The organism is Sulfurospirillum cavolei, assembly GCF_001548055.1.
Taxonomy (GTDB): domain Bacteria; phylum Campylobacterota; class Campylobacteria; order Campylobacterales; family Sulfurospirillaceae; genus Sulfurospirillum.
This window is the reverse complement of sequence record NZ_AP014724.1, coordinates 1612612-1634511: the sequence shown is the minus strand read 5'-3', so window position 1 is coordinate 1634511 and position 21900 is coordinate 1612612. Positions and strand designations below refer to the sequence as shown.

Genomic DNA, 21900 nt, shown 5'->3' with positions numbered 1-21900 from the left:
TAAATCAATCTTTTTTAGGAATCTCGACGGAGGCAAGATCGAGCGGTATGGCGACCATATCGCCATCAATCAAACCGTCTTTGCGCTCTTTAAAACGAATATAACTCTTTGTTCCGGCGATCTCCGTAGCATCATCGATCATCACCATCGCTTCGCGCCACTTTGGATGTGTAATTGGGTAGCTTTTCAAACTCAAAATCTGTTTAGCATCTACCTTGCCGTTACGCACCTCGAATGCTCTCAAGATAAGCGTCTTGATCTCAGGATCGGAGTCTTCCGTTTTTTCGGTAAAATATTCGTCGAGCTTCTCTTTTGCAAGCTTTAGCTTTGCATCAAAGACGATCAACTTTGCGACTTGGATTTGTACTTCCGCCGTACCATCGTACGCGCGAAGCGTAACAGAGCCCGATTCCGATTTTTCAAGACGATTGAGACCGTACTTTTGCCGCAATATGTCAACAAACGCATAGCATTGTTCAAATGCGGATGCCTTAAATTGTGCCAAGGTTTCATTAACCGCCTTTGCATCACTTACGAGCTTCATAACAAGCTCATCTTCTAATTGCTTATCCACAGGGACAAGATCGGGGTGTTTGTAATTTCCCTCTTTATCTCTCCACGCACCTTGTTCGTTTAATACCATGTTTACTCCTTTTTGTTTGGTTTTTCTTTTATCAGTAATGCTATAGGGTCAATGCGCTCTCTCATGCAGTACCTCAGTACGGGTTCAAGCAGTTTCGTGTTGCTGTTTCGGTATTTTGCATTTGCCAAGATGCGCTTTTTAATACCTAACGCCGCCGCGACATCGCTGTCGAGCACACACCGCTCACCTATGCTTTTGCTAAGCCTGTCCTTTATGCGCTCAAGGAGCTCTGTAACGTTTACAAAGTCATGCGCCATCCTTTCTCCCTTGTTTGCATGTCAGGCACTTATCCTTAACCGATCGATAGAGCCTATCGGAGTGGACTTTGTTCTGTTCTGCCCAAAGAGAGTACCTAGCGCATGTTCCGCTATGGATCATTCCAAGGGTAGGGCATACAATTTCATTGCTTTCAAACTCCGTAAAGGCTGTAGCGCACAAGGTTAAAATGTTCTCAGGCTTAGGATATATTCCGTGCAGCGTTTGGTTTACCGCCGTTACGCTGCGCTTGATGCGCTTTGCGACCTTACGCTGTCCGTACCGATCGCAAGCTTGTTTTAGTATTGACAAGCTCATCGTGCTTCCTTGTTTAACTTAGGGCTAAACACCTCCCCGGTGTTATGGTCATATACTTCCGCACCGTTTATCGACGGGCTCTTTATGCCGGTGTTTTTAATAAACGTATAAATGCGGTCTTTATACGCATCGCCTGCGCTCTCAAGCCTGAGGTATCCGGCTTTTTCGAGTGCCCACATAATGGGTTTTATCGTTTTGTCTTTAATGTCTAAGATCATCATTATGTCGCCGACACGGAAGCGTATATTGCGGCGCATGTAGTTCCATATGCTTTGTTTTGTGCTCTTCTTTTTCTGGAACAGTCTAGTTCTGCGTGTTAAGTCCATGTTCAACCCCACTTCTCTTAAAGCAATTTAGATCAACACTCGCCACTTCGTTCATCTCGCACCAGTTTTCAAGACGAAGCAGTAGAACTTTAATCTGTCGTAGGTTGGGATAACGTTTTACGAAGAAATGAATCAAATCTGTTTCGATCTTTACGTCGCTAAGAGCACAAAAGCTCTCAATGTCTTGCAAAGCAATCCCCTCAAACTTAATAAGCTCTACGATACGGCTGTAATAGTGTCGGTACTTCTTAAACTTTGCATTGGCTTCTTCCATACCCACAAAGAAAATTATGATCTGCGTTTCGTCATGGAGGTCTCTTAGAAGCTCCAAAACCGATAATTTCTCCGCTTTCAATAAAGCATCCACCTCGTCGATAATAACGATGCGCGGCTCTAAGATAAACGACTCTTTCACACGCTCATGCATCATCGAGCTATGCCCTTTCGTATCTAATCCAAGCTCGGTACACAACTTAGAGAGCAAAGAGCTCTTTGACCATGTCTGCGTCGCTCGCAATAAAATAGCATTTTCTTGCGCCGCAATCTTCTCTAATCCTACGGTCTTACCTAACCCAAAATCACCAAACGCTAGCCCCATGCGAGGCGCAGTTTCGGGTAGATTTTTAAGGTTTGCGAAAGACTCAACCAATTTAATATAATTCCGTGTTCGGATAAACTCTTCACGCATTTTTGTACTCCTTTTATTGTTGTTTAATTTAAGACTCGATCATGGAGCGAATTTATAATCGCTCCACTATCCAACCTTTTTTCGTGCAAACTCTTTTGCTGCAATCTCCCATAAGTCGGGTTGTTTCTCTTTTAACCTGTTCGTGCTCTCATCCACCGTGTCGTGTTCCAAGTCCCACATAAACCGATCGACAAGTTGTGTAAATGCCGGGCGACCTGATGGGAGTAGTTTCTCTCCCTCCATGTTCATGATGTTTGAAGTTTCTACAACCTCCGCATCTTGACGAGCAAACTCTTTGGATGCCGCTATTACTGCGCTGCTAACCTCGGTCACCTTAGAGACAACCTTTGTGCTCACCAGTGGGGAGTTTTCTTTCAAAGACGCATCGATGCGATGTCGGATGGATGGATCAACCTTACGGCTGATGTTTTCCCACTCTTCAAGAAGCTTCGCGTACTCTCTAGCGATGCGGTGACTGATGCGTTTACCCTCTGCAAGCTCGGCTCTGCTTTTACCCGTGTATTCGTAGTCTTCGGCGATACAGATAGGCTCATAGTTCATCTTGTAAACGTACACATGCCCCATATTGTCATCGCACATTAGGCGAACCATCTCCCCGATGTAATGCGCAAGGTGTACATGTTGGTAAAGCGCACCGTTGAGGCGTATACCTTTCTTCCCGACACGCCTTTCAAAGCTTTCACCAAGCAGAATGTCAAGCGCACGCGGGTCACTGATGCTCTTTACAGGCATAAACGTATCAGTCCACCGTTTTAACGGGGACTTGCCGAGGCTACTGTGTTCTCTTTTTTCGTAAATACCCTCAACCCATCCGTCGATGATCTGCTGTAGCCGTTCTGCATCAACGGGCACTTTTACTTCAAGACCAAGGTTGTCTTTTTTGATCGCTAAGGCATTGCAGAACGTTCGCTTTTCTTCTTTCTTTGCTTGCTCATACCACTTCGCTTGCGAGGCGATCTTGTGTGCAAAGCCTCTTCGGCTTTCTATCTCCGATTTCTCGGCTACGCTATGCCCTATGTAACCCTCTAGCTCTTCAAAAAGCTGAGCGCTCAGCGTGCCAAAGAGCCGTTCGATGTGAGGTTTCATGTCGCCGCTAAACGGCGGCACCGTGATCTTTTGTACGCCGAGGTTATACGTAATAGAGTCGAAGTGATTGGACTGGTAGTCCTTACCGTTGTCCACCACCACATGTTCAGGTACACCCATTTTTAAGATCGCTTTGCGAAGCAAACGAGAGATGCTGTAACTGCTTGACTTCTCGTCCACCCAAAAGGTACAACGACGCGAATACACATCCACCATGCCCAAAATAGCATAGCGTTTACCATCCTTACAGATGATGTCGCACGGTGTCGAGTCCAGTTCCCAAAAGTGGTTTGGGTACTTCGCTTTTTCGCTACTGCTTCCAAACGCTGCGAGACGGTTGTTCTTCCATTTGTCAGCATTTTGTGCAAACTCAGCAAGCGATGCGTTCTCACGTTTCCAACGGTTTAGGAAGTTGTTGAGCACATCATAACTGCACATCTCCTTTTTGTACTGGTGGAGCATATTTTGATAAATTGAGGCGACTTTAAGCGGGTTATCACGGCGTGCGAACATGCGCACTGCCATATCCTGCATCTCTTCGCTCATGTTTATCGTGCCCTTTTGCCTCCCTCGGCTGTCGAGCAGTGCTTCTAAAGGGCTTTTTGCCTCTTTTTTGGCAGTTTCAACGAGCTTTTTGTACCTAAAAAGCTTCATTTCATTCATCGAAAGTGCGCTAAATTTAGCTTCTAAAGTGTCCAAAAATGCCTTAACATTGAGCCTTTTATCGCGTTTTTCATAGCGTTCAACGACTTCCATGCGCAAAAGTGCCTTTTGCCTCTGCTCAGGTGTAGCATTGAGGTAGGTTGTCATATCGGGGGCGGCATCTTGCGGTGTGGTTTCTTTAATATTTGTATTTGAAATGAAACTGTTTTCTTTTAAAAGGACTCCCGTTTCATCCCAAATAGGAACATCTTTATCAACCGTACCGCAAACGACCGCCTCTCTCAGCTTTGCCTCATCGATCGCAATAAGTAGCTTCTTACCGCCTCTGCCTTTTGCATCGATGCGAATGCTCGTGTACTGCTTTGAGCCTCGCTCTATTGCGGCCTGTATCGTTCTGTCTCCAACGCCTGCTATTTTGGCGATCACGCTTGTTTCAACGTACAGCATGTTACGACCTACGCCACATCAGCGTCATTTTTAAGATCGTCAAGGGGAAACGTCGGAGAGTGCCGATAGTCGATGCCTAGCTTATCCATCGCTTCGCGCAGTTTCAAGCCTACCTCTCCGGTCAGCTTGTTGTCCATCTTCAAGAAGTTGTTAAACACGGACTCATATCGCGGATCAGCTGTTTCATAGTCACCCTCAAGCTCACCTTTAAATCCGCTAACAAGAATGAACCCCGAGGGATTTAATCCGTGCTTATTCCAAAGCTGAGCCGTAATGTACTCGCGGTGTATCTTGCGCTGCGCTTGCTTTATGGTAAGTTGCTTCCCTGTCTCACGAGACGTTTCGATCATGCGCGCGAGTAGTTGTAGTTGCTCTAACTCGTCCATCATCCCGTCCTTTCGTATGTATTTGAGAAATTCTCATAAGAGCCTTCACCTTCAGATAAAAGCTCTTAAGATAATTTCGTTTTAATAGTTTGTTGTATGTTTTCAAATAAAGCACGAAGCTTAGGGTCGCTACATCCAATTGTAAAATTTCCGCTAGAACGCTCTTTATAAAGAAGAGGTTCTTTTTTAGCTTCTATTTTTTGCACTTCGGCAATCACGACGCAAGCAATATCTTTAAAAAGAGCGTTCGCCTTTTTCAAACGCTCTTTATGCAGTGCGTAATACGCTCTCATGCGCTCCAATATCCGCTCCTTTTGGTGTTTGAACTCAAACCGTGCGGCATCGGCTTTAAATACAAAGAAGAGTGTATGCCCTTTAATCTTCGCATAGCGAAAGAGGTCATATAGGGGCATACTGTCGATGCCTGCTTCCGCGATAGCCTGTATTGCCCGATGTCTTTCCATGCCGTTGGCTAGGATTTTCATTTCATCGTTTTGCATTTTTCGCAGACTCTCGTCGCACCGTGGTGCCAAGCCCCACATAGGGAGCACCTTTTACTCTTTACTTTCAGCACCGTCGGCTTTTCGCTCAGGTTCTTTCTCTTTTGCACCTTTCGGTCTCCTCATAGCTTTCAAATACGCACCTGTTAGGCATTTTTAAATAGGGTCGTTTAGAATTTCACGCACATCTATTTCTTTAATCTTTTCTTGCACCACTTCAACGAGAATCGTAAGCTCTGCTAGGATATGCGAAGCATCCCCCGCTACCGTTAGCGAAAATCCTTCGTCACTTTTTTCGATCATCAACATTCCAAACCCCTTACTTCGTTAAATTCCACTCTACTAAGTAGAGCTTTATACGCACAGGGCGCACCACTTTCTCTCCCAAAAACCGTTTAAATCGTTTAATCATTTTGCACATTGCGACCATCCTCATCGTCAGTATTCTCAGTCATTTGGTCAAACATCTGCGCCGCTTCGATTACGTTGTAATAATCTTCTGCGTTAAAGTAGACCGCCTCAAGTGTACCTGTAACGGTAATGGTGGCTTCCTCTTCACTCGCCAATGCTGCCAACTGCTCTTCGTTAAAATACTCTTTTACTTTCAAAATAACGATCTTGCTCATGCTCTTTCTCCTAAAACTTCATCTAAGATCACTGGGGGTTCGACCTCGGTGATCGTCAAGTCAGCAAAGGTTTTACCCTCTGCAACGCCTCTTTCGTATGCCATACCTAGTGCGGCATGAAAAACACTTAGCTTCATAATCGCTACTTTGTCATCGCCTGCATCGCTACCCATTGCCATACTTAAGTCTTTTCGCGCTTTGATCTGCGTGGAATGATCTGTCTGCATCTCAAGCTCTTTCGTAATGGGTGTAACCTCTTTGATTTTGCATCTTGAGAGGCTGATCTTTTTACCGTGGCATGCTTTGCATATATTGCGTAGCTCCCCATTTCTAAGAGTTCCAAAGGCATCGTCACTCTTTGGTTCTTGGCAACATGCACATACTTTAGGTTTAACCGTTTCCACATGTTCTTCTTTTGTACTTTCTTCAAGGTACTCATCTTCAACGAATCCGTTTGATTGTTGCATCAAATAGAGCATATGCTCGAAGTCATCATCGTTATCTTGCGTACTCTCGTCTTTGCGCGGCGTAAAGTCATCCGAACTGTAAGGCTTCGGCGGTTCCGTCATCGCTTTGTCAAACTCCTCAGCGTTCTTATAGAGGGGGGGTAGACCTTTTTCAGAGCACTTCGCCACGTAGGACTTCCAAAATTCGCTATTCGTCATCGGTGTCCTCCTCCTTTTTTTATAACTGCACTTTGTATCTTTACAACCTGTAAAGCGACTTCCCTAAGGCTTGGATCGATCGCAGCGTACTTTTGGTTTAGCCTTGCTAACTCCGACCTCGAAACGAGCATTAGATTATCCAAGCTCATATTCTCGGTATCCCTATCTTTAAAGATTACGCAGTAGCCTTTTGGTATCTTGCCGTGTTCTTGTTCCCAAATGTATGTGTGCAACATTTGCCACTTGTTAGGCTCGGCGACTTTAATGTTTGTGTACCAATAGCCGTTCGAATCTTTTATTTTCGTAATCGTCCCGACCGCCTTCGTGTTATGCGGTGCGTCGCCTTTTTTAAACGATGTTTTGTTTGCTCCCGCAAGCCCTTTCGTGCCCTTATTGGGAGGGGTATGTCCTTTTTTAAAGCATCCATCCCTACCTGTTTTTAAGCCGAGAACTTTGCATTTTTGTTTAATCGCCTCAAAGGATTGCTGTGTCCCAAATTCAGCATTAAAAAGCTCGGTAAGCTCTTTTCGTTCAACGGTTTCATGCTTCTTTAAAAAAGCTATTTGCGTATGCGTATAGTTCATCTGCACAACTTTTTATCTTTAAATATTTCAACCCGCAAGGATAGATCAACGACATTAATAATCTTATCCGCTACGTTGCACACGGCATTCGCTTTTTTAAGCTCAGCGATTATGTCAACGTCTTTAATTTTTTCGGGATTCGTAATATTTTCGAGTTGTTCCATCAAAATCTTGCTAAGATTTATCAGGTTTCCGTCTATCTGCAAAGGAGATGTCTTACCGCCGGTTGTGTCGATATCGCGTGTCCCCGGAGTTACGACATCGTATTTTTGCGGCGCAAATAACCCTCGTATTTTTAGCGGCAAGCTCGACAACTTTACCGTGTCCGTAGGATAGGTTAAGCCGTCATACCGCATATAGCCGTTTGCGTCGAAACCGACGCCCTCCGCATAGAGTTGTATCTTCGTCGGGATTACTTCAAATTCGCTGTTAAGAGCCGCCTTTTTTTCGAAAATATCATAGCTCATCGTCATCCTCCTCCGATTTTTCATGCTTTAACAGTTCAACTTCGATAACATCAGATAGATCATTTACGTCATCTTTTACGTTATCATCGTATAGGCAATTTAAAACATTAACTCTCTGTCCGGCATAATTAAAAGCATTCGTAATTTTTCGCTTTACATCATCGTCGATGTCATCACTATCGATAACATAGTCTTTAAGTACCTCCCCTAACGCGTTCATACTGCCAGTCGTAAATATTCTCATATTGTCAAAGTTTGCTTTCATCGTTTGCCTCCGCTTTAAACTTTTGTCCGCAAGCGGCTCTCTCTTTTAGCTCTGCGATCTCTTTCTCTGCGGCTTGTAGTTTTTGTTTTGCCGTAAAGACCTCAAACAGCGCATCGTCTATCTTCGCATATGTCTTCGTTCCTTTGCGAGGAGGTTTTCCCTCGACGATGCTATGCAAGATAGCTTTTGTATTTTCGAACATCATCACTCCTTAAGTGCGGCAGTAACAAGCTTTAACAACATAAGCTCAGGGTTAATACCCTTTAACTCTTGTTCAAGCTTTTTCATTACTTCAAAAGCCTCACGAAACTCTGCAAGTTCGGCTATTGCATCGTCTACATCCTCATACTCTATGCCTATTTGTTGCATGTCAAGCACGTCTTTGTTTTTTAATTCGTTTAGAATGTAAAGAGCTTTTCCCATCACTTTTTTCCTTTCATAAACCCAAGAACGCTTTTGATCGGTTCTAAGTTCTCCGTTTTAGCCCTAGGCTTGCGCCTTAGCACCACATACAATACGACAAATATTGCCACCACTGGGAGTATCGCTGTCATATCCGGCATAGGTATCTCCTAAAATTTAAACTCTTAAAAACAAGAAACCACTACATGCTTTTAAGAATTTAAAAGTTGCCACAGTTGCCCTCTCGTAAGCACTCCTATGGTCGGCGAAACGCCTTGCGCACTACAGTTTTACGGGTCAATTCCCCACCTAATCAAAGGTACCTGAGCTGTAGCTGTTATGTTAAAGAAGGCGTATTTCTCAAAACTCAGAAATACGATACAATTCAAAAAAAGAAACACATACCAAAAAGAAAGTAGTCTTTTTTTTGGTATGGTGGCATTATAATGCAGATTTCTGCATTTGTCAATAGAATAATGTAATTTATTGCAATTTAAAAGGTCTAAAATGTTAGAAACTCGCATCATTCAGGCACGAAATTATGCAAAGCTAACGCAAGAAGATTTATCAAATAGCCTTAAAATAGGCAAAAGAACACTTGCTGACTATGAAAAAGGAACATCTGAACCCAAAGCAAGCACAATTGTTGATATTGCGGAAATCTGCAATATCAATGTTTATTGGCTACTTACAGGTAAAGGAGAAATGCTTCTTGGAGAACAAGGTTCTCTACCTATCACTACAAATAGAGTAGAAGACGACAATTCTGTTTCGGTAAACTACTATCCTGATGTTATTGCCGCCGCAGGGTATGGAGCGATTAACGAGGGGCAGTACGTACCGCAACCGATGCGCCTTGATCGAAGATTTTTAGAGCAACTTGTGAATGTTCGTCGCTTTGATAAGCTCGACATCATCACGGTTTTTGGCGACAGCATGGAACCGTATATCTCTAATGGTGAAACGGTGCTCATCGAACGTCATGACGACGCTAAAAACGGCGAAACAGTCATAGCCAATATCAATGGCTCCGTGTACATCAAGCGCATAAAAATGGATCCGTTCAAAAAATGGGTCAAGTTGCTGAGTGAAAATAGCCACTATGACGAAATAGAGCTACACGATGATGAATTACAATACCTTACAATCGTGGGTATTGTCAGGGCAAAAATTCGGATATTTTAAAATAAGGAGAGGTAGATGGTTGGTTTTTTGATTGTAGTAGTTTTTGTTGCGGGTGTTTTTGTAGGTAGATACTTTATAAAGAGGTTTTTCGCAAAAGGCAAGGGAAAACTCTATACATATTTTATGAGTACGTGTATAGCAATTGGCTTTTGTTTTTTTGGAATTATGGCTGTCGCCATATACGATACGAGTAAAAATCCAAGAATAACAGACCCAGTTGTAAAAGATCAGTATTTCAAAGAAGATCAAAAAACGGTCATGACTTATTTTAATCACATTATGTCAAATCAAGCTTTTGCAGAAATGACAATGACAGATTTTAGACAGAGTCCCAGCATATCAAAGGCGCGTCAATATGCTTCAATGTATGCAGACATGAGTAAAGAGTTTTTTGCAGGGGAATATCGTACGCCTGAACTTCACGATAAAGAGATAAAAAAGCAAGTCAGTTCAATTCGACAAGACTACAGCACTATTTACAATATCAATAGAAAACAGTGCGAAAAGTTTGTCGAATTCATGGACACCAAAAAACCGTCTTTACTTGACGACATAAAACAATACGACAGACAAACCAAAGAGATGTTAGATACCACTGTCACATCAATGCACACCATAGGAAAAAGTTTTGGCTTGAAAATTCAAGATGACAAATGGGTAGTATCACAATAAAATATCAATTTGAGTTAAATATAATACTTTGTTCGTTTATCACCTGAAAATATGTTCCTTTGTCGTGTTCCTTTGTCGTGTTCCTTTATCACAGTTTGGAAACACCCAAAGGAACAAAATAGCCTTTTCGCGGTATTCGTTTGTCATGTTCGTTTCTGTTCGTTTGTCGTGTTCGTTTGTTGCAGTTTAGCAACACTTAAACAACCAAAGCAGATCATCAAAAGACCACCAACATTTTCGCATAAATTTTCGCACCACAAATCAAGCACAAACAGCCTATACATCGAAGTATAAACAACTATCCATGTTAAAGATAAACACCAAAGTTTTCACGAATCAAGTCAATAATTTCGCAAAAGAACACGAGAGTGAAAAAACAGCAGAATAATTTAAAGATGAAACACCAGTAACACACGCCACAAAGTGCCTATTTTAGGGAAGTGCGCCAAAATTCCTACACTATCATTTCATACAGCCCCTCACAAAAACAAGGAATAGAAAACCCATTATATTCTCGAACCGACACAAGATTTGTATTTAAACTGACGCACTCGCTGAGTTGTAGAGTGTCTTATCACTCGAACCGACACAAGATTTGTATTTAAACAACCAACACGCCAAAGGCAGTAAAAAAGCCGCACGGCTCGAACCGACACAAGATTTGTATTTAAACAAAGCTGAAATTATATCGATCGCGAATAAAGACTTTTCTCGAACCGACACAAGATTTGTATTTAAACTGGGACATCTTGGCAACACTAAGACGTCGCCAACCTCGAACCGACACAAGATTTGTATTTAAACAAGTGTAGCTATTATTTAATTAATACAATCACTTACACTCGAACCGACACAAGATTTGTATTTAAACTATAATATGCGCCATACGTTTGCTACTAATATGCCTCGAACCGACACAAGATTTGTATTTAAAGAACTATATCGCTAACGTCTTCGTCTATTTGTATAACTCAAACCGATATGTGTGTTTGATGTACGCTTTTTATTTCTCAAAAGCGGTGTTTAAAATCGAAAACGGCAGTTGTTTTTTGGGGAAGTATTCATAGCTTAAACTTGCGTTACCTTCAGCGAAGAGAAGCATATCTTCGATGAGGGTTTGCAGGGCTTGGATCTCTTCGAGTTGCACTTCTAAGATACGACGGTACTCCTCGTCGGAACGTTCTTTACGCAGTGCAATCTCGATCTCGCCTCGCATAATGGTCAGAGGCGTTCTCAGCTCATGGGAAGCTTGGGTATTAAACGCTTTAATCGCGGTAAATGAATGCTCCAAGCGCTCTAGCATCGCGTTAAACGCGGTGGCGAGTCGGCTGATCTCATCGTCATTGTTGTGTGTTTCGATGCGCCCTGAAAGCTCTTTCGCGTTGATCGTTTGCATGTTGTGAAGCATCGCTTGAAGCGGTTTAAAATAGCGACCGATCAAAAAGTACCCACCAAAACTGGAGAGCACAATGCAAAAAGGGCTCAACAGCCACACCGTGTTTAAAAAGTGCTCAATCGCCTCGTGCGTTTGGATGACGCCTGAGATATTTTCGCTTAGATTGTGCTCAACGTTGATAAAAAGCGCGTAGTTAAAACTGGCTAAGATGAGACTCTGAACCAACAGATACCACAACAGCAACTTCACCTTAATCTGCATCTTTTGCTCCCACCAACCGGATGATGACCACTTCACTGGGCGCTTTAAAACGCAGGTTAAAGCCCCAACACCCATACCCCGTTGTGACGAAAATCTGTGTTTTATCTTTTACATGTAAACCGTGAAGGTAAGGCTGAAAGAGCCTGACGATGTAGCCAAACGGGTAGATCTGCCCGCCGTGCGTATGACCGCTGAGTTGCACATCGACCCTGAAATGCTTGGCAAAACGAATGTCTTTGGGCTGATGCGCCAGCAAGAGCGTAGGAAGGTGAGGATCTAATGTGGCAAAAAGCTCTTTTTCATGGCGCTTGATGCCAAAATACGCACTAAACGCATCGCTAAGTCCCATCAGCTGCAAACGCGCGTCCTCTTTGTGCAACGTGACTATACGGTTGTCTAAGAGGGTAAATCCCAACGCTTCGATTTCAGAACGAAGCGTTTTACATGTAAAGAGCAGATCGTGGTTGCCGCTGACAAAATAGACAGGGTGTTTGATCTGTTTTAAAACCTCAAGCTGGGTGCGAATGCGCGAGGGCTTAGCATCGAAAAGATCGCCTGTGAGAGCGACCATGTCGATGTGAAGTTCATTGATCTTGGCGACCAAAGTTTCAAGGGCATGAAGCGGCGTTTTAGCGTTTACATGTAAATCGCTTAGATGCACGATGGTAAAGTTCTCAAACGAGGAGGGCAGGTGCTCGATGCTTAGCATCATGCGTTTGAGGTTGAGCTTTTCGTACCCCTTTTCAAACATCGCTTTGCCTAACGTTTTGCCAAAATAAGATCGTACGAGACGACCACATCATCACGAACGCTTAAAAAAAGCAGTGTTGGCGGTTCGATGCCAAACGCACTCATCTTGATCGTAAAATTGCCTTTGAGGTTCACAAATCCGTTTTGATCGGTGATCTCGGCTTTGGTGTTGATCTCTTTGGGTTGGTTATTGAGCGTTAGAATGCCTATGAGATGGTAACCATCAGCCTCTTTGACGACCTCTTTCAGTTTGAAAAATGTGTTAGGATGCGTCTTTACATGTAAGGCTTCGTACATATGCTCATCGCGTTTTTCATTGTCGCTTTTGAGGCTTAAAAGCTCTAGCGTGATCTCGCCTTTGAGCGACTCAATCGTATCGTCCATACTCAAATTTGCGCTAATGTGCGAACTTTTGGGGTTGATGTTGCTATCACCTAAGATTTCAGTTTGCGCGCCGATGGTGCCTTCTTGAAAATGAAGCTCTTTGGCAAACAGTGTGCCGCACAGAAGCGATGCCGCAAGCAAAGAGACGATGGTTTTAGTGAACATTGTTGATCCTTTTTTGAGAAATTTGATAGATAAAGCCGTACATTTCAGCGCACAAAAGCACGCAAATAAACAAAACACCCACATAGGTGTAACCAAAAAGCGCGCTAAGGAGCCCGCCACCACCCGCGATCCACCCCGTAAACACCATGATGACACCCAACAGCCTAAGATCGCCAAGCTTGGAGAGGCGTTTGAGGATGACAAAGTTGTAGTACGAGATGACAAACGGGTAAACCATGCTTAAAAGCAATGCCTCTCGCGCCGCGTAAAGAGCGTAACTCGTCGCAAACAAAAAGGCGATGATGAACGCGTGTTGCTCTTTAAACACGTCTCGAAGCAAGTACGCCGCGCCCATGCCGATGAGGTGAAACACCCAGATGATATGCCATGTCGGCTCTCTCCAAATGGCGATGTCAAGGCTACGTGAGAGCGTTTCAAAAAGATTCGCGTCCAAGTACGCCCAGATTGCCATGGAAGCCACTGCGTAAAGACTCAAACGCTCCGAGGCGATCTCCACACGGTGCGGCGGCAAACGGTGCAGAAAAAAGCTACATGTAAACGCGGTCACTGAGAGCGCAATGGCAAGATTACCCCGTAAAATAGGCGCATAGGTAAAGAGTGCCGTAGCAAGTGCATAGGTCAAGGCTAATGCTATGGCGATCTCACCCATGCGTTCTTTGGAGACTTTGATCAACAGCGGAGCGCTCATACCCAAACTCACGCCAAGCAGTGCCAAGACCGCAAGGTTGAGCGAGGGATAAAAAAACGAACACAAGGCTTGAATGCCCACAAAAAAGATGATCTTTCGCTGATCGGTATTGAGCCAACCCCACGAGCGGTACACCAACAAGCTTCCTAGAACGCCACCCAAAGGCAAGGTAAAAAAGGTCTGGACGTCGGAGTGAAAGACTTCGATGATGCCCGTTTGCGCGATGAGCAAGTAGTAACAAAACTCGCTGGCGACAAAGAGGGTGAAAAGGACATTAAACATAAGCACTCCTTTGCAATGTGGATGCGAGGATGAGATAGATGGAGGCAAAAACAAGGTCATACACCGCGATCATCATGCCCTCAACACCAAGCTGATGCGCAAGATAGAGCGAAAAAAACATCGAAGAAACTGCGATGCGGTTAAACGCGCTGATCTTGGCAAGCAGGAGCGCGTGAAGAGGGTGCATGAGTGCAAAAAGATGAATGATGCCTGTCGTTGTCATAAACGCAAAGACGACATACTCGTACTTACCCTCAAAACCAAAGCCCAAAAGCGGATAAAGCGTTGCGGCAAAGACAAACAAAAAGAGACCGCCCAAAGCATCACTTGCAAAGCCTGCAAGATGGTAGAGTTTCAGCGCATTGAGCTTCTCAAGACGCCAGCCAAGCTCAGGGTAAAAAAAGCCCATCGTCACAAGGATGATGAAAAGCCCACAAAGCATACGAATCGTCCATAGAAGATGAATGTCTGTTTGTATAAAGCCCGCTTCCATGAGCCCTGCCATCGAAAGGGCGATGAGCATCAGTGTAAAACCGAGCGTGTAAAAAAGGCTAAACGAGCGCTCGTTAAGTTTTTTAAGATAGGGCGAAACAACCGCCATCGCCATAAAAAAGATGCCAACTCCCATCGCGATGTGGGCATGTGCTACAACGAGGTCATTGCGGTGAAACAACCAGCGAATGGAGGGAATAAACAAGATGTTCCCCTCGATGTCAACAAACAAAAACGCATAGACCGCGATGATTAAAGAGGGGCTGTTTTGAAACGTGATATTTGCATCTTTGAGCCATTTAAGAAGCAACGGCACAAAACAAAGGGTGAGGTACTGAAAAAACCACTCTTGGTTGTAGGTAAGCTCTCCTATAAAAATGCGGTGTGCTACTGAAGCGATGTAGCCCACAAGCGGAATAATCCACATCGCGTGATACTTTGCGACAAAGCTCTCTTTGGCGTGGAGTTTAATGAGCAGGTAAAAGATGGGAATAAGCGTGTAACTCATGCCAAGCGTATTGTCCCCATGCGGTCCTACGACGGTTTTTTCCACTTGTCCGATGACGGGGTTCATCAGCACCAAAAGCGCGATGGGCGAAGCGATGACCAAGTACAAAGAGACTTTGATCCACAGAGGAATGACCTTGTAGACCTTGATGTAATCATACAGTGCCAAGATGTAAAAAAGCCCTGAAAACGCAAGGATAAAGTTTAGCTCATACGCAAAGTCGTAAAACGCAAGCCCGCGGTGAACACCCATCAAAAGGCTGATCGTCATAAAGACCAAAAAGACGCACCAGAGCGTAAAATAGACTCTTAGCTTTTCAAGCCCTTTTTCGCTGTGGATGTTCTCTTTTTCCATCAAGACAAACGGTAAAAACGAGAGCATCAACGGCACAAAACCATAAAGCATCAAAGAGATATGCGCACTTCTGGCATTGACCGCTGAAAGCGTGGAAGAGGGGAGAAAGTAGCCCAAAAGATTGAGTGAGTATTCAAATCCAAACGCTAAGCCAAAGAGCAAAAAAAGTGCGCTAATAGCAAAGGATTTTTGTATAAAACTAGAGAATTTTTCCATCGTTTACCTCGATAATTTTGTCTGCATATGCCGATACATGGCGGTCATGTGTTGCGATGATAAGGGTCGTGCCACTTTTGGAGAGCGATTTGAATAGCTCATAGATATTTTGCGAATTGTGCGAGTCCAGATTGCCCGTGGGTTCATCGGCAAAGAGAACTTTGGGGTGATTGACAAGCGCTCTCACAATTGCGGCACGTTGACGTTGTCCGCCTGAAATCTCATCGGGGTATTTGTTTTTGATCGCTTCGATGCCACATTGCTCAAAAAGCGTGTCGATGTAGGGGCTTTTTTTGTCGATGGCGGCAAGTTTAATGTTTTCCAAAATCGTTAAATACCCGATGAGGTAGTGAAACTGGAAGATAAATCCGATCTCTTTTTGACGAAACGCATCAATGTTTGTGATCTGCGTGTACGCTTTTCCCTCAAAAAAGAGCTCGCCAAGGGTCGGACGAAGCAGGGAAGAGAGAATGGAAAGCAGGGTCGATTTTCCCCCGCCACTTTCTCCGACGATGGCGATAAACTCACCCTTTTGAGCCGTAAAATGGACGTTATCTAACGCAAGGTCATTTTTGTAGTAGTGCGTAATGCCGCGTGCTTCTAGGATCATAACGCACCTCGTTGAATCAGAATGATCGGGTCGATCTTCGAAGCGCTGTAAGCTGGAAGCAGAGCGCCCAAAAGTGCCATAAACAGAGAAAATCCAAAAACGACGACGATGGTTTGGACGCTTAGTTCACCGTTGACGTAGCCTTGAAATTTCTCGATATGCGCGATCATCAACAAAAGCCCTTTGGAGAGCAAAAGGGCTGAGATAAAGCCAATGCACGTGATGATAAACGTCTCACCGACTACCATGCTCATGATAAAACGTGAGGATTTGCCGATGGCACGAAGGATACCAAACTCGCTTCTTCGCTCATTGATCGTGATGCTAATGAGGCTTGCAATGCCCAAAAGCCCCATCAAAAACGCCACCGCGCTGATGACGTTGGAGGAGGTCTCGATGATCTTGAACTGGTTATAGTTGTCCACAAATTCATGGGTGGTCTTGGCTTCGATGTCAGGGCTTAAAGCGTTGATGTGTTCTATCAAAGAGGTTGCATCAGCGCTTTTGTCGATGCTTGCAAGCAAAATGGACGCTTCTTTGTTAAAGATAGCGCTGGCGTCTTCACGGTTTAAAACCGCCCCGCCATCTTCAAAGCCGACACCGTTTTCAAAGATGCCAGAAACCGTGAACATTTTGTTGGAAATGCTCACAGATTTGGGTGAATGAAGTCTCGCATCGATGTTTTTGCCCAGCATCACTTCGCCTTTTTTGGGGTAAGAACCTTGTGTGAGCGCATAGGTCTTAAAGCGGTTCTCGCTCACACCGTAAATGGCGGCGATAGGAAGCTCATTGATAGGGCTAGCTCCAAGGATGAGCGCATACACCTCTTTGATCCCTGCTACGGTTTGCACGGAGGAAACGAGCGAAACAGAGACATCGCTGAAAAAGGTATCGGCGATTTTGGCTTGAGTGATGATGATGTCACCCTCGGATTTGAGCATCGTGGAGTACATGCCGATGATGCCCCGTGAAATCGAGGTAATCATAAAGATCGCTGTGATCGCGACGGTAATGCTCAGGTAAATGAGAAAGGTTTTAAAGCGGTTACGGTTCAGCGCTTTAAAAAAGAGTGAGACCAAGACGACTCCAAGACGACTCCTTGTTGGATAATAATGACAATTTTAGAAAACCAATATGAATGGAGTATGAATTACCTTTACATGTAAAACATTTGAAAGCTATGTCGAAGTACAATGCACGCAATGTTGCAAGAGGAAATGCTATGAAGATCATCGTGTTAGATACTGAAACCACGGGAATGTTTGAAAAAGACCGCATCTGTCAGCTCAGCTTTTTGGTGTTAAATGAAGAGTTTGAGATCGAAGAGGTGCATGACGCGCTGTGCAAGCCGCCTTTGCCTATTTCCTACGAAGCGATGGCGATACACCACATCACGCCTGAAAAGGTTGAGGGCGAACCCTCATGCGTTCAGACTCGGGCATATAAGAGGCTTCTGGAACTCAACTCGCCTGCCAATATCCTCGTCATTCAAAATGCCGCGTTTGATCTTAGTATGCTTGCCAAAGAGGGCTTTACCTCACAGATGAGTCTCATCGACACCTTTCGCGTACTTCGCGCCTACTATCCGCTCGATGGCTCGTTTAGCTTGCAGTACAAACGCTACCAATGGGGACTTTACCGTGAAGAAGAAGCGTTGGAGCAAAAGCTCGGCATTCGCATCAACGCACACGACGCGCTAGGCGATGTCATCGTACTCAAATACCTCTTTGAGCGCCTGTGCGACGAGCACTCCATACCCAAGATGATCTTACTCTGTTCTGAGCCCATCGTCCTAAGTCACATACCGTATGGTAAAAACAAAGGCAAAAAGTTCATCGACGTCGCCAAGACGGATCGCCAAGACCTCCACTACATGCTAAACTCCAACGGACTCGACGAAGACATGAAAGCCTCCATACTCCACGCCCTCGAATCCACCAAAGAGGACATCACCCTCACCATCGGCTTTGGCAAATACGCGGGTAAAACGCCGCTGGAAGTGTTAGAGATAGACCGCAACTATCTTGTATGGATGGTGAATAAGATGGATAATTTGAGTAGCGAACTGAAAGAGGCGATAGAGAAGGTGTTGGTTTCGTATCCGTAAAGTTTTACATGTAAAGGAAAATAGAAGATTCAAAAGAGTTGCAGAGAAAATAATATGAAGTTAAAATTGTATACTCCATGTTGGATAAATACCTTTTGATTTTCGTAAAATATCCTCTAAAGTTAATTCTTCCCATGTTTTATTAATTGTATTAACAAAAGCAAATTTATACTTTCCTTTAATATTTTGTGCTGTAAGTAATTCAGCTGTAGATATGGAAAAAAAATGTCCTTTAAAGTTTTCTTTTACGGTTTTTTTTGCAGTTGATTTTATTTCATAAATGATTATAGAATCAAAATTCTTTCTAATATCTTCTATTGAGTCATAATTAATATTATTTTTACTTTTGACTATATCGAATGCTTTCCCATATAACGTTAATCCTTTTTCAGCATAAGCAATTAATAAGTTCCTTCTATGTGTTTTATTTGGAACATGAAAGCCTATGTTAAGAGAAATTAAATAATCTGCTGCTTTAATAGCTGTTTGTTGAGAAGTTCCACCAAGCTTAATATCTATATTATCTCGTTCTTTCATTTGTAAAATACCTTATCTGTAAGAATGTCTTTTAACTACTTGTATGGAACTTATTATACCAAAGTTCACATTTTTACAATTTTGAGCTTTTTATAAACATTTTATAAAATATAAATTTTGTTACTTCACAAAACAAATGGAATAATTCTTTTCGTTTTCTGCTTATAATCTCTATATTCACTCGACTGTTCCACCCACAACATCTCCTCTTTATAGGCTTTCAAAAACAGCGTTACCACTAAAAGCACGTAGATAAAAAGACTCAATAATGTGGGCTTAGAGACCACAATGCCGAGCATCATCACAAAGAGTGAAAAATACATAGGATGCCTGATGTAGCGGTACGCACCGGTGGTGATGAGCGAGGCGTTTGCTTTAATGTCAGGTGTGATGTTGAAGTTGCTAAGTGGGTTATGCTTTAGCGCATAAAGCCCAAAGCCACCGCCTAGCAAAAAGATGAGCAAAGCAAAGTTGCTTGGTGTATGCAAGCCATGTTCTATTAGCAAGCGTGCAATGAAGATGAATTGCAACGACACCAAAAGGTAAGAGTAGCGTTTTGAACTCATTGATTTTCCCTCTCAAACACTTCCACTAAGCTGTTTAAAAATGCCTTTACATGTAAGTCATTTTCACTCTCAATGCGCTCTTTCATTTCATGAGTAGTGATGCGCAAAGCTTCGACACATTCATCGTAAAGCGTAAGTGTTTCGCTAGAGCTTAGTTCACAACTCTCTTTTCCAAAACGGAGCAAAAACGCTTTACTCCACCATTTTTTACTTCCTAAAAGATACAAAGCAGGGATGTCTTTTTGAATGTAAAGTGTCGTGCAAACGACATCATACGCGGGTGCAAGCCAGATGTTTTGGATATTTTCATAGAGTACGCCAAAGTTTTTGAGGTGCGCATCGCCGTTTTGCACCAGTGTGTTGATGACCATCATTTTGAAAAAATCTCTGAGTGCCTTTTTCTTGTGTTTGGGTGAGACAAACGTTTTGATGCTTTTGGCGATGTGCTCGTAGGAGCCTTCGTATTTTTCATCGGCTTGTCTGGCTTGAAGAACACACATATCTTCAAAGCCTAAGTAACTATCATCGTCTTTGATGTCAAAGCGCTTCATGATGAAAAGCTTGTTGTCATCGGAGAGGTAAAACTCAGGCACTTCGATGCCAGCATATTTTATGACTTTCATGCAGTAAAATTCGTTAAGCGCTAAGTGTGGGTATTCGTCACCCCATGACTTGACGATGTACTCTTGCAATGGCAAGGTAACTTTGTCGCGCACTTTGGCTAAGACTTTGGGTTGCACGCCACTGAGTGGCGAGTTGAGAGCAAAACGGCTGACCAGTTCATCAAAGAGCGTTTCACTTTTTGGGTGCAAGAGTGCGTCTAAGCTGAGGGTTGTTTCTTCTTGTGTGTCATCTGCTTCGTACGTGAGCCTGCCTTTGATGCTGTGTGCCATAAGATGAAGGAGTCCAAAGTCATCGGTTTTGGTGATTTTTGAGAAATGTTTTTTGATGATGGAAAGCAGATACCCCTCGGGTAGGTGCATCTCAAAAATGGGGTGGAGTTTTGGGTTTACATAACTCTTCGTTCGTACAGGCATACTGAGTGACACAAAGGTATCTTGAGCATTGGTTGTGTAGTCAAAGATGTATTCGTTATTTTCAAGAAGGATAGTGCCTGCTTTTTCGCTAGAAACTTTTACATGTAAACTATCTTTCATCTCTTAACTCCTCAAAAGTTGGGAAGGGAGATTTTTCTTTACATGTAAGCTCGTACCCTAAGTAGTCAAGGATGTGAAGTATCTTCTTTATGCCAACATCGGAACTTGTGCCGTTTTCAAGGGAGCTGATGGTCGCGCGAGAAATAGAAAGATCACGAGAGAGTTGTTCTTGTGAGACTTTTTTCTCTTTACGAAGCTGTGCAACGTAGGCTCCAAACTCTTTTAAGTCCATGTTTTTCCTTGACTAATATTTTAGACATTTTATAACTTTAAAGTCTAAATGTCAAATATGTTAGTCAAATAAGCTTTACATGTAAACCTAAAAACCCTCTAACATACCAAACTAAAATGGTGTAACAGCGGGCATTTGGAAAAGAGCACGACACCTTTTTCGGACCTATTTTCGGAGACGATGAGGTTGTTTTCCATAAGGTCGTTGAGGATGGCGTTGATCTTGACTTCGTTTGGGAAGATGCCGTAGCTTAGGAGTTGTTTGAAAGCATAAGCTTTGGCTTGCTCGAACGTGTAGGTGCGTTTGTATGTGCTTGGGAAGTAGTGGACGTTGTAGGCGATGGAGGCTTTTTCCAAGGCGTGCAAGAACGTTTTGACTTCGACGCTGGGATTGGCGTGGTATTCGGGTGCATTGTGCGCGATGAGCAAAAGATCGAGCAGGGAGTTGGTGTGGTGTTTTTTCCAACCGACGAAGATACCAAGTGAGCGGGTCGCATTGAGCATGGTTTCGATGTCTCGTGGCGTGCTGATGGCGGGTGTCATGGACGCAAGAACGATGTCATACGTTACAGGTGGTGTAAACGTGCTCCAATTGGCATGTTGAAGCGTGACAAAGCCGCTTAAGTCGTGCATTTCACTTTTTCCATTGACGATTTTGAGCATGTCATAGGAGATGTCAAGCGCGGTGATGTGTGCTTTTTTGAGCGCTAATGGAATAGCAAAAGCGCCCGTACCACAGCCGATGTCGAGGAGTGAATAGCCCTCAAAAGCGATGCCGTGACTTTCCACCCATGCGATGATGTGTTGCGCGTCCTCGTTGATAGACGCATCATCGTCATGCGGGTGTCGTTTGGAAGAAGCATTCCAGAGGGCTATCTGCGAACTCATCGAAAATCCTTTCTACATTATATCTTTAAAAATATAACGAAATTTTCTTTAATGTCAAGACATGCGAAGGTTACATGTAAAGCATAAA

Annotated in this window: 30 protein-coding genes and 1 CRISPR repeat array; of the genes, 3 read left to right on the top strand and 27 right to left on the bottom strand. The window is 43.6% G+C overall.

What is annotated here, in order from left to right:
- Positions 1 to 4 precede the first annotated feature (4 nt).
- The 15 genes from UCH003_RS08275 to UCH003_RS08205 form a co-directional block, all read right to left on the bottom strand.
- Complete coding sequence (locus tag UCH003_RS08275) at positions 5 to 643, bottom strand: DUF3164 family protein (protein WP_060826160.1); 639 nt, start codon at positions 641 to 643, stop codon at positions 5 to 7.
- A gap of 2 nt (positions 644 to 645) precedes the next feature.
- Positions 646 to 900, bottom strand: a complete 255-nt coding sequence (locus tag UCH003_RS08270) for a hypothetical protein (protein WP_060826159.1) — start codon at positions 898 to 900, stop codon at positions 646 to 648.
- A gap of 312 nt (positions 901 to 1212) precedes the next feature.
- Positions 1213 to 1473 (bottom strand): hypothetical protein, encoded by a 261-nt coding sequence (locus UCH003_RS08260; RefSeq protein WP_060826157.1) that lies wholly within the window; start codon positions 1471 to 1473, stop codon positions 1213 to 1215.
- 46 nt (positions 1474 to 1519) lie between these two features.
- Complete coding sequence (locus tag UCH003_RS08255) at positions 1520 to 2230, bottom strand: ATP-binding protein (protein ID WP_060826156.1); 711 nt, start codon at positions 2228 to 2230, stop codon at positions 1520 to 1522.
- 66 nt (positions 2231 to 2296) lie between these two features.
- On the bottom strand, positions 2297 to 4447 hold the full coding sequence (locus UCH003_RS08250; RefSeq protein ID WP_060826155.1) for a DDE-type integrase/transposase/recombinase: 2151 nt from the start codon (positions 4445 to 4447) through the stop codon (positions 2297 to 2299).
- An 8-nt stretch (positions 4448 to 4455) separates the two neighbouring features.
- Positions 4456 to 4833, bottom strand: coding sequence for a hypothetical protein (locus UCH003_RS08245; RefSeq protein ID WP_060826154.1), 378 nt, complete (start codon positions 4831 to 4833; stop codon positions 4456 to 4458).
- A gap of 65 nt (positions 4834 to 4898) precedes the next feature.
- Positions 4899 to 5384, bottom strand: coding sequence for a hypothetical protein (locus UCH003_RS08240; RefSeq protein WP_144440998.1), 486 nt, complete (start codon positions 5382 to 5384; stop codon positions 4899 to 4901).
- Positions 5385 to 5489: 105 nt separating this feature from the next.
- On the bottom strand, positions 5490 to 5642 hold the full coding sequence (locus tag UCH003_RS13685; protein ID WP_158509038.1) for a hypothetical protein: 153 nt from the start codon (positions 5640 to 5642) through the stop codon (positions 5490 to 5492).
- 95 nt (positions 5643 to 5737) lie between these two features.
- Positions 5738 to 5959 carry a hypothetical protein gene (locus UCH003_RS08235; RefSeq protein WP_060826152.1) on the bottom strand — a complete coding sequence of 74 codons (222 nt, stop codon included), beginning with the start codon at positions 5957 to 5959 and terminating at the stop codon, positions 5738 to 5740.
- The gene (locus UCH003_RS08230; protein ID WP_144440997.1) at positions 5956 to 6528 is read right to left on the bottom strand and encodes a hypothetical protein; all 573 of its coding nucleotides are present in this window, start codon (positions 6526 to 6528) and stop codon (positions 5956 to 5958) included. The genes UCH003_RS08235 and UCH003_RS08230 overlap by 4 nt, the downstream gene beginning before the upstream one ends.
- A gap of 92 nt (positions 6529 to 6620) precedes the next feature.
- Positions 6621 to 7208 (bottom strand): HNH endonuclease signature motif containing protein, encoded by a 588-nt coding sequence (locus tag UCH003_RS08225; protein ID WP_060826150.1) that lies wholly within the window; start codon positions 7206 to 7208, stop codon positions 6621 to 6623.
- On the bottom strand, positions 7205 to 7675 hold the full coding sequence (locus UCH003_RS08220) for a hypothetical protein (protein ID WP_060826149.1): 471 nt from the start codon (positions 7673 to 7675) through the stop codon (positions 7205 to 7207). The genes UCH003_RS08225 and UCH003_RS08220 overlap by 4 nt, the downstream gene beginning before the upstream one ends.
- Positions 7665 to 7940, bottom strand: a complete 276-nt coding sequence (locus tag UCH003_RS08215; RefSeq protein ID WP_060826148.1) for a hypothetical protein — start codon at positions 7938 to 7940, stop codon at positions 7665 to 7667. The genes UCH003_RS08220 and UCH003_RS08215 overlap by 11 nt, the downstream gene beginning before the upstream one ends.
- Positions 7924 to 8142 (bottom strand): hypothetical protein, encoded by a 219-nt coding sequence (locus UCH003_RS08210; RefSeq protein ID WP_060826147.1) that lies wholly within the window; start codon positions 8140 to 8142, stop codon positions 7924 to 7926. The genes UCH003_RS08215 and UCH003_RS08210 overlap by 17 nt, the downstream gene beginning before the upstream one ends.
- Positions 8143 to 8144: 2 nt before the next feature.
- The gene (locus UCH003_RS08205; RefSeq protein ID WP_060826146.1) at positions 8145 to 8363 is read right to left on the bottom strand and encodes a hypothetical protein; all 219 of its coding nucleotides are present in this window, start codon (positions 8361 to 8363) and stop codon (positions 8145 to 8147) included.
- Positions 8364 to 8849: 486 nt separating this feature from the next.
- Here UCH003_RS08205 and UCH003_RS08200 point away from each other — a divergent pair, with 486 nt between their 5' ends.
- Positions 8850 to 9527: a S24 family peptidase gene (locus UCH003_RS08200; RefSeq protein ID WP_060826145.1), complete on the top strand. Its 678-nt coding sequence runs from the start codon at positions 8850 to 8852 to the stop codon at positions 9525 to 9527.
- Between the two features lie 15 nt (positions 9528 to 9542).
- Positions 9543 to 10199, top strand: coding sequence for a hypothetical protein (locus tag UCH003_RS08195; protein ID WP_060826144.1), 657 nt, complete (start codon positions 9543 to 9545; stop codon positions 10197 to 10199).
- 513 nt (positions 10200 to 10712) lie between these two features.
- A CRISPR array of direct repeats spans positions 10713 to 11134; the repeat unit is 30 nt; unit sequence CTCGAACCGACACAAGATTTGTATTTAAAC.
- 68 nt (positions 11135 to 11202) lie between these two features.
- Here UCH003_RS08195 and UCH003_RS08190 read toward each other — a convergent pair.
- Genes UCH003_RS08190 through UCH003_RS08160 form a run of 7 tightly spaced genes read right to left on the bottom strand, consistent with a single transcriptional unit; the run spans position 11203 to position 17405 of the window.
- Positions 11203 to 11856: a histidine kinase dimerization/phospho-acceptor domain-containing protein gene (locus tag UCH003_RS08190; protein WP_158509037.1), complete on the bottom strand. Its 654-nt coding sequence runs from the start codon at positions 11854 to 11856 to the stop codon at positions 11203 to 11205.
- On the bottom strand, positions 11846 to 12607 hold the full coding sequence (locus UCH003_RS08185) for a metallophosphoesterase (protein ID WP_060826142.1): 762 nt from the start codon (positions 12605 to 12607) through the stop codon (positions 11846 to 11848). The genes UCH003_RS08190 and UCH003_RS08185 overlap by 11 nt, the downstream gene beginning before the upstream one ends.
- Before the next feature lie 8 nt (positions 12608 to 12615).
- The gene (locus UCH003_RS08180; RefSeq protein WP_060826141.1) at positions 12616 to 13155 is read right to left on the bottom strand and encodes a YceI family protein; all 540 of its coding nucleotides are present in this window, start codon (positions 13153 to 13155) and stop codon (positions 12616 to 12618) included.
- A complete protein-coding gene (locus UCH003_RS08175; protein ID WP_060826140.1) occupies positions 13145 to 14146 on the bottom strand; it encodes a hypothetical protein in 1002 nt (333 codons plus the stop codon). The genes UCH003_RS08180 and UCH003_RS08175 overlap by 11 nt, the downstream gene beginning before the upstream one ends.
- Complete coding sequence (locus UCH003_RS08170; protein WP_060826139.1) at positions 14139 to 15716, bottom strand: cbb3-type cytochrome c oxidase subunit I; 1578 nt, start codon at positions 15714 to 15716, stop codon at positions 14139 to 14141. The genes UCH003_RS08175 and UCH003_RS08170 overlap by 8 nt, the downstream gene beginning before the upstream one ends.
- The gene (locus tag UCH003_RS08165) at positions 15700 to 16326 is read right to left on the bottom strand and encodes an ABC transporter ATP-binding protein (RefSeq protein ID WP_231964762.1); all 627 of its coding nucleotides are present in this window, start codon (positions 16324 to 16326) and stop codon (positions 15700 to 15702) included. The genes UCH003_RS08170 and UCH003_RS08165 overlap by 17 nt, the downstream gene beginning before the upstream one ends.
- Entirely contained in the window at positions 16323 to 17405 is a 1083-nt protein-coding gene (locus UCH003_RS08160) for an ABC transporter permease (RefSeq protein ID WP_060826138.1), read from the bottom strand. The genes UCH003_RS08165 and UCH003_RS08160 overlap by 4 nt, the downstream gene beginning before the upstream one ends.
- A 143-nt stretch (positions 17406 to 17548) precedes the next feature.
- Between UCH003_RS08160 and UCH003_RS08155 the strand changes: the two genes are divergently transcribed.
- A complete protein-coding gene (locus tag UCH003_RS08155; RefSeq protein ID WP_060826137.1) occupies positions 17549 to 18433 on the top strand; it encodes a 3'-5' exonuclease in 885 nt (294 codons plus the stop codon).
- 60 nt (positions 18434 to 18493) lie between these two features.
- On the opposite strand, the gene UCH003_RS08150 is transcribed toward UCH003_RS08155, so the two are convergent.
- From UCH003_RS08150 to UCH003_RS08130, 5 genes are all read right to left on the bottom strand, one after another.
- The gene (locus tag UCH003_RS08150) at positions 18494 to 18970 is read right to left on the bottom strand and encodes a hypothetical protein (RefSeq protein ID WP_060826136.1); all 477 of its coding nucleotides are present in this window, start codon (positions 18968 to 18970) and stop codon (positions 18494 to 18496) included.
- A 125-nt stretch (positions 18971 to 19095) separates the two neighbouring features.
- Positions 19096 to 19536, bottom strand: coding sequence for a methyltransferase family protein (locus tag UCH003_RS08145; protein WP_060826135.1), 441 nt, complete (start codon positions 19534 to 19536; stop codon positions 19096 to 19098).
- A complete protein-coding gene (locus UCH003_RS08140) occupies positions 19533 to 20693 on the bottom strand; it encodes a type II toxin-antitoxin system HipA family toxin (RefSeq protein WP_060826134.1) in 1161 nt (386 codons plus the stop codon). The genes UCH003_RS08145 and UCH003_RS08140 overlap by 4 nt, the downstream gene beginning before the upstream one ends.
- Positions 20683 to 20925: a helix-turn-helix domain-containing protein gene (locus UCH003_RS08135; RefSeq protein ID WP_060826133.1), complete on the bottom strand. Its 243-nt coding sequence runs from the start codon at positions 20923 to 20925 to the stop codon at positions 20683 to 20685. The genes UCH003_RS08140 and UCH003_RS08135 overlap by 11 nt, the downstream gene beginning before the upstream one ends.
- A 98-nt stretch (positions 20926 to 21023) precedes the next feature.
- The gene (locus UCH003_RS08130) at positions 21024 to 21812 is read right to left on the bottom strand and encodes an SAM-dependent methyltransferase (RefSeq protein ID WP_060826132.1); all 789 of its coding nucleotides are present in this window, start codon (positions 21810 to 21812) and stop codon (positions 21024 to 21026) included.
- Positions 21813 to 21900: the final 88 nt, after the last annotated feature.

Coding starts and splice junctions, on each gene's coding strand:
- UCH003_RS08275 (WP_060826160.1), bottom strand. CDS start 643: ATGGTATTAAACGAACAAGGTGCGTGGAGAGATAAAGAGGGAAATTAC.
- UCH003_RS08270 (WP_060826159.1), bottom strand. CDS start 900: ATGGCGCATGACTTTGTAAACGTTACAGAGCTCCTTGAGCGCATAAAG.
- UCH003_RS08260 (WP_060826157.1), bottom strand. CDS start 1,473: ATGCGCCGCAATATACGCTTCCGTGTCGGCGACATAATGATGATCTTA.
- UCH003_RS08255 (WP_060826156.1), bottom strand. CDS start 2,230: ATGCGTGAAGAGTTTATCCGAACACGGAATTATATTAAATTGGTTGAG.
- UCH003_RS08250 (WP_060826155.1), bottom strand. CDS start 4,447: ATGCTGTACGTTGAAACAAGCGTGATCGCCAAAATAGCAGGCGTTGGA.
- UCH003_RS08245 (WP_060826154.1), bottom strand. CDS start 4,833: ATGGACGAGTTAGAGCAACTACAACTACTCGCGCGCATGATCGAAACG.
- UCH003_RS13685 (WP_158509038.1), bottom strand. CDS start 5,642: ATGTTGATGATCGAAAAAAGTGACGAAGGATTTTCGCTAACGGTAGCG.
- UCH003_RS08235 (WP_060826152.1), bottom strand. CDS start 5,959: ATGAGCAAGATCGTTATTTTGAAAGTAAAAGAGTATTTTAACGAAGAG.
- UCH003_RS08230 (WP_144440997.1), bottom strand. CDS start 6,528: ATGACGGAACCGCCGAAGCCTTACAGTTCGGATGACTTTACGCCGCGC.
- UCH003_RS08225 (WP_060826150.1), bottom strand. CDS start 7,208: ATGAACTATACGCATACGCAAATAGCTTTTTTAAAGAAGCATGAAACC.
- UCH003_RS08220 (WP_060826149.1), bottom strand. CDS start 7,675: ATGAGCTATGATATTTTCGAAAAAAAGGCGGCTCTTAACAGCGAATTT.
- UCH003_RS08215 (WP_060826148.1), bottom strand. CDS start 7,940: ATGAAAGCAAACTTTGACAATATGAGAATATTTACGACTGGCAGTATG.
- UCH003_RS08210 (WP_060826147.1), bottom strand. CDS start 8,142: ATGTTCGAAAATACAAAAGCTATCTTGCATAGCATCGTCGAGGGAAAA.
- UCH003_RS08205 (WP_060826146.1), bottom strand. CDS start 8,363: ATGGGAAAAGCTCTTTACATTCTAAACGAATTAAAAAACAAAGACGTG.
- UCH003_RS08200 (WP_060826145.1), top strand. CDS start 8,850: ATGTTAGAAACTCGCATCATTCAGGCACGAAATTATGCAAAGCTAACG.
- UCH003_RS08195 (WP_060826144.1), top strand. CDS start 9,543: ATGGTTGGTTTTTTGATTGTAGTAGTTTTTGTTGCGGGTGTTTTTGTA.
- UCH003_RS08190 (WP_158509037.1), bottom strand. CDS start 11,856: ATGCAGATTAAGGTGAAGTTGCTGTTGTGGTATCTGTTGGTTCAGAGT.
- UCH003_RS08185 (WP_060826142.1), bottom strand. CDS start 12,607: ATGTTTGAAAAGGGGTACGAAAAGCTCAACCTCAAACGCATGATGCTA.
- UCH003_RS08180 (WP_060826141.1), bottom strand. CDS start 13,155: ATGTTCACTAAAACCATCGTCTCTTTGCTTGCGGCATCGCTTCTGTGC.
- UCH003_RS08175 (WP_060826140.1), bottom strand. CDS start 14,146: ATGTTTAATGTCCTTTTCACCCTCTTTGTCGCCAGCGAGTTTTGTTAC.
- UCH003_RS08170 (WP_060826139.1), bottom strand. CDS start 15,716: ATGGAAAAATTCTCTAGTTTTATACAAAAATCCTTTGCTATTAGCGCA.
- UCH003_RS08165 (WP_231964762.1), bottom strand. CDS start 16,326: ATGATCCTAGAAGCACGCGGCATTACGCACTACTACAAAAATGACCTT.
- UCH003_RS08155 (WP_060826137.1), top strand. CDS start 17,549: ATGAAGATCATCGTGTTAGATACTGAAACCACGGGAATGTTTGAAAAA.
- UCH003_RS08150 (WP_060826136.1), bottom strand. CDS start 18,970: ATGAAAGAACGAGATAATATAGATATTAAGCTTGGTGGAACTTCTCAA.
- UCH003_RS08145 (WP_060826135.1), bottom strand. CDS start 19,536: ATGAGTTCAAAACGCTACTCTTACCTTTTGGTGTCGTTGCAATTCATC.
- UCH003_RS08140 (WP_060826134.1), bottom strand. CDS start 20,693: ATGAAAGATAGTTTACATGTAAAAGTTTCTAGCGAAAAAGCAGGCACT.
- UCH003_RS08135 (WP_060826133.1), bottom strand. CDS start 20,925: ATGGACTTAAAAGAGTTTGGAGCCTACGTTGCACAGCTTCGTAAAGAG.
- UCH003_RS08130 (WP_060826132.1), bottom strand. CDS start 21,812: ATGAGTTCGCAGATAGCCCTCTGGAATGCTTCTTCCAAACGACACCCG.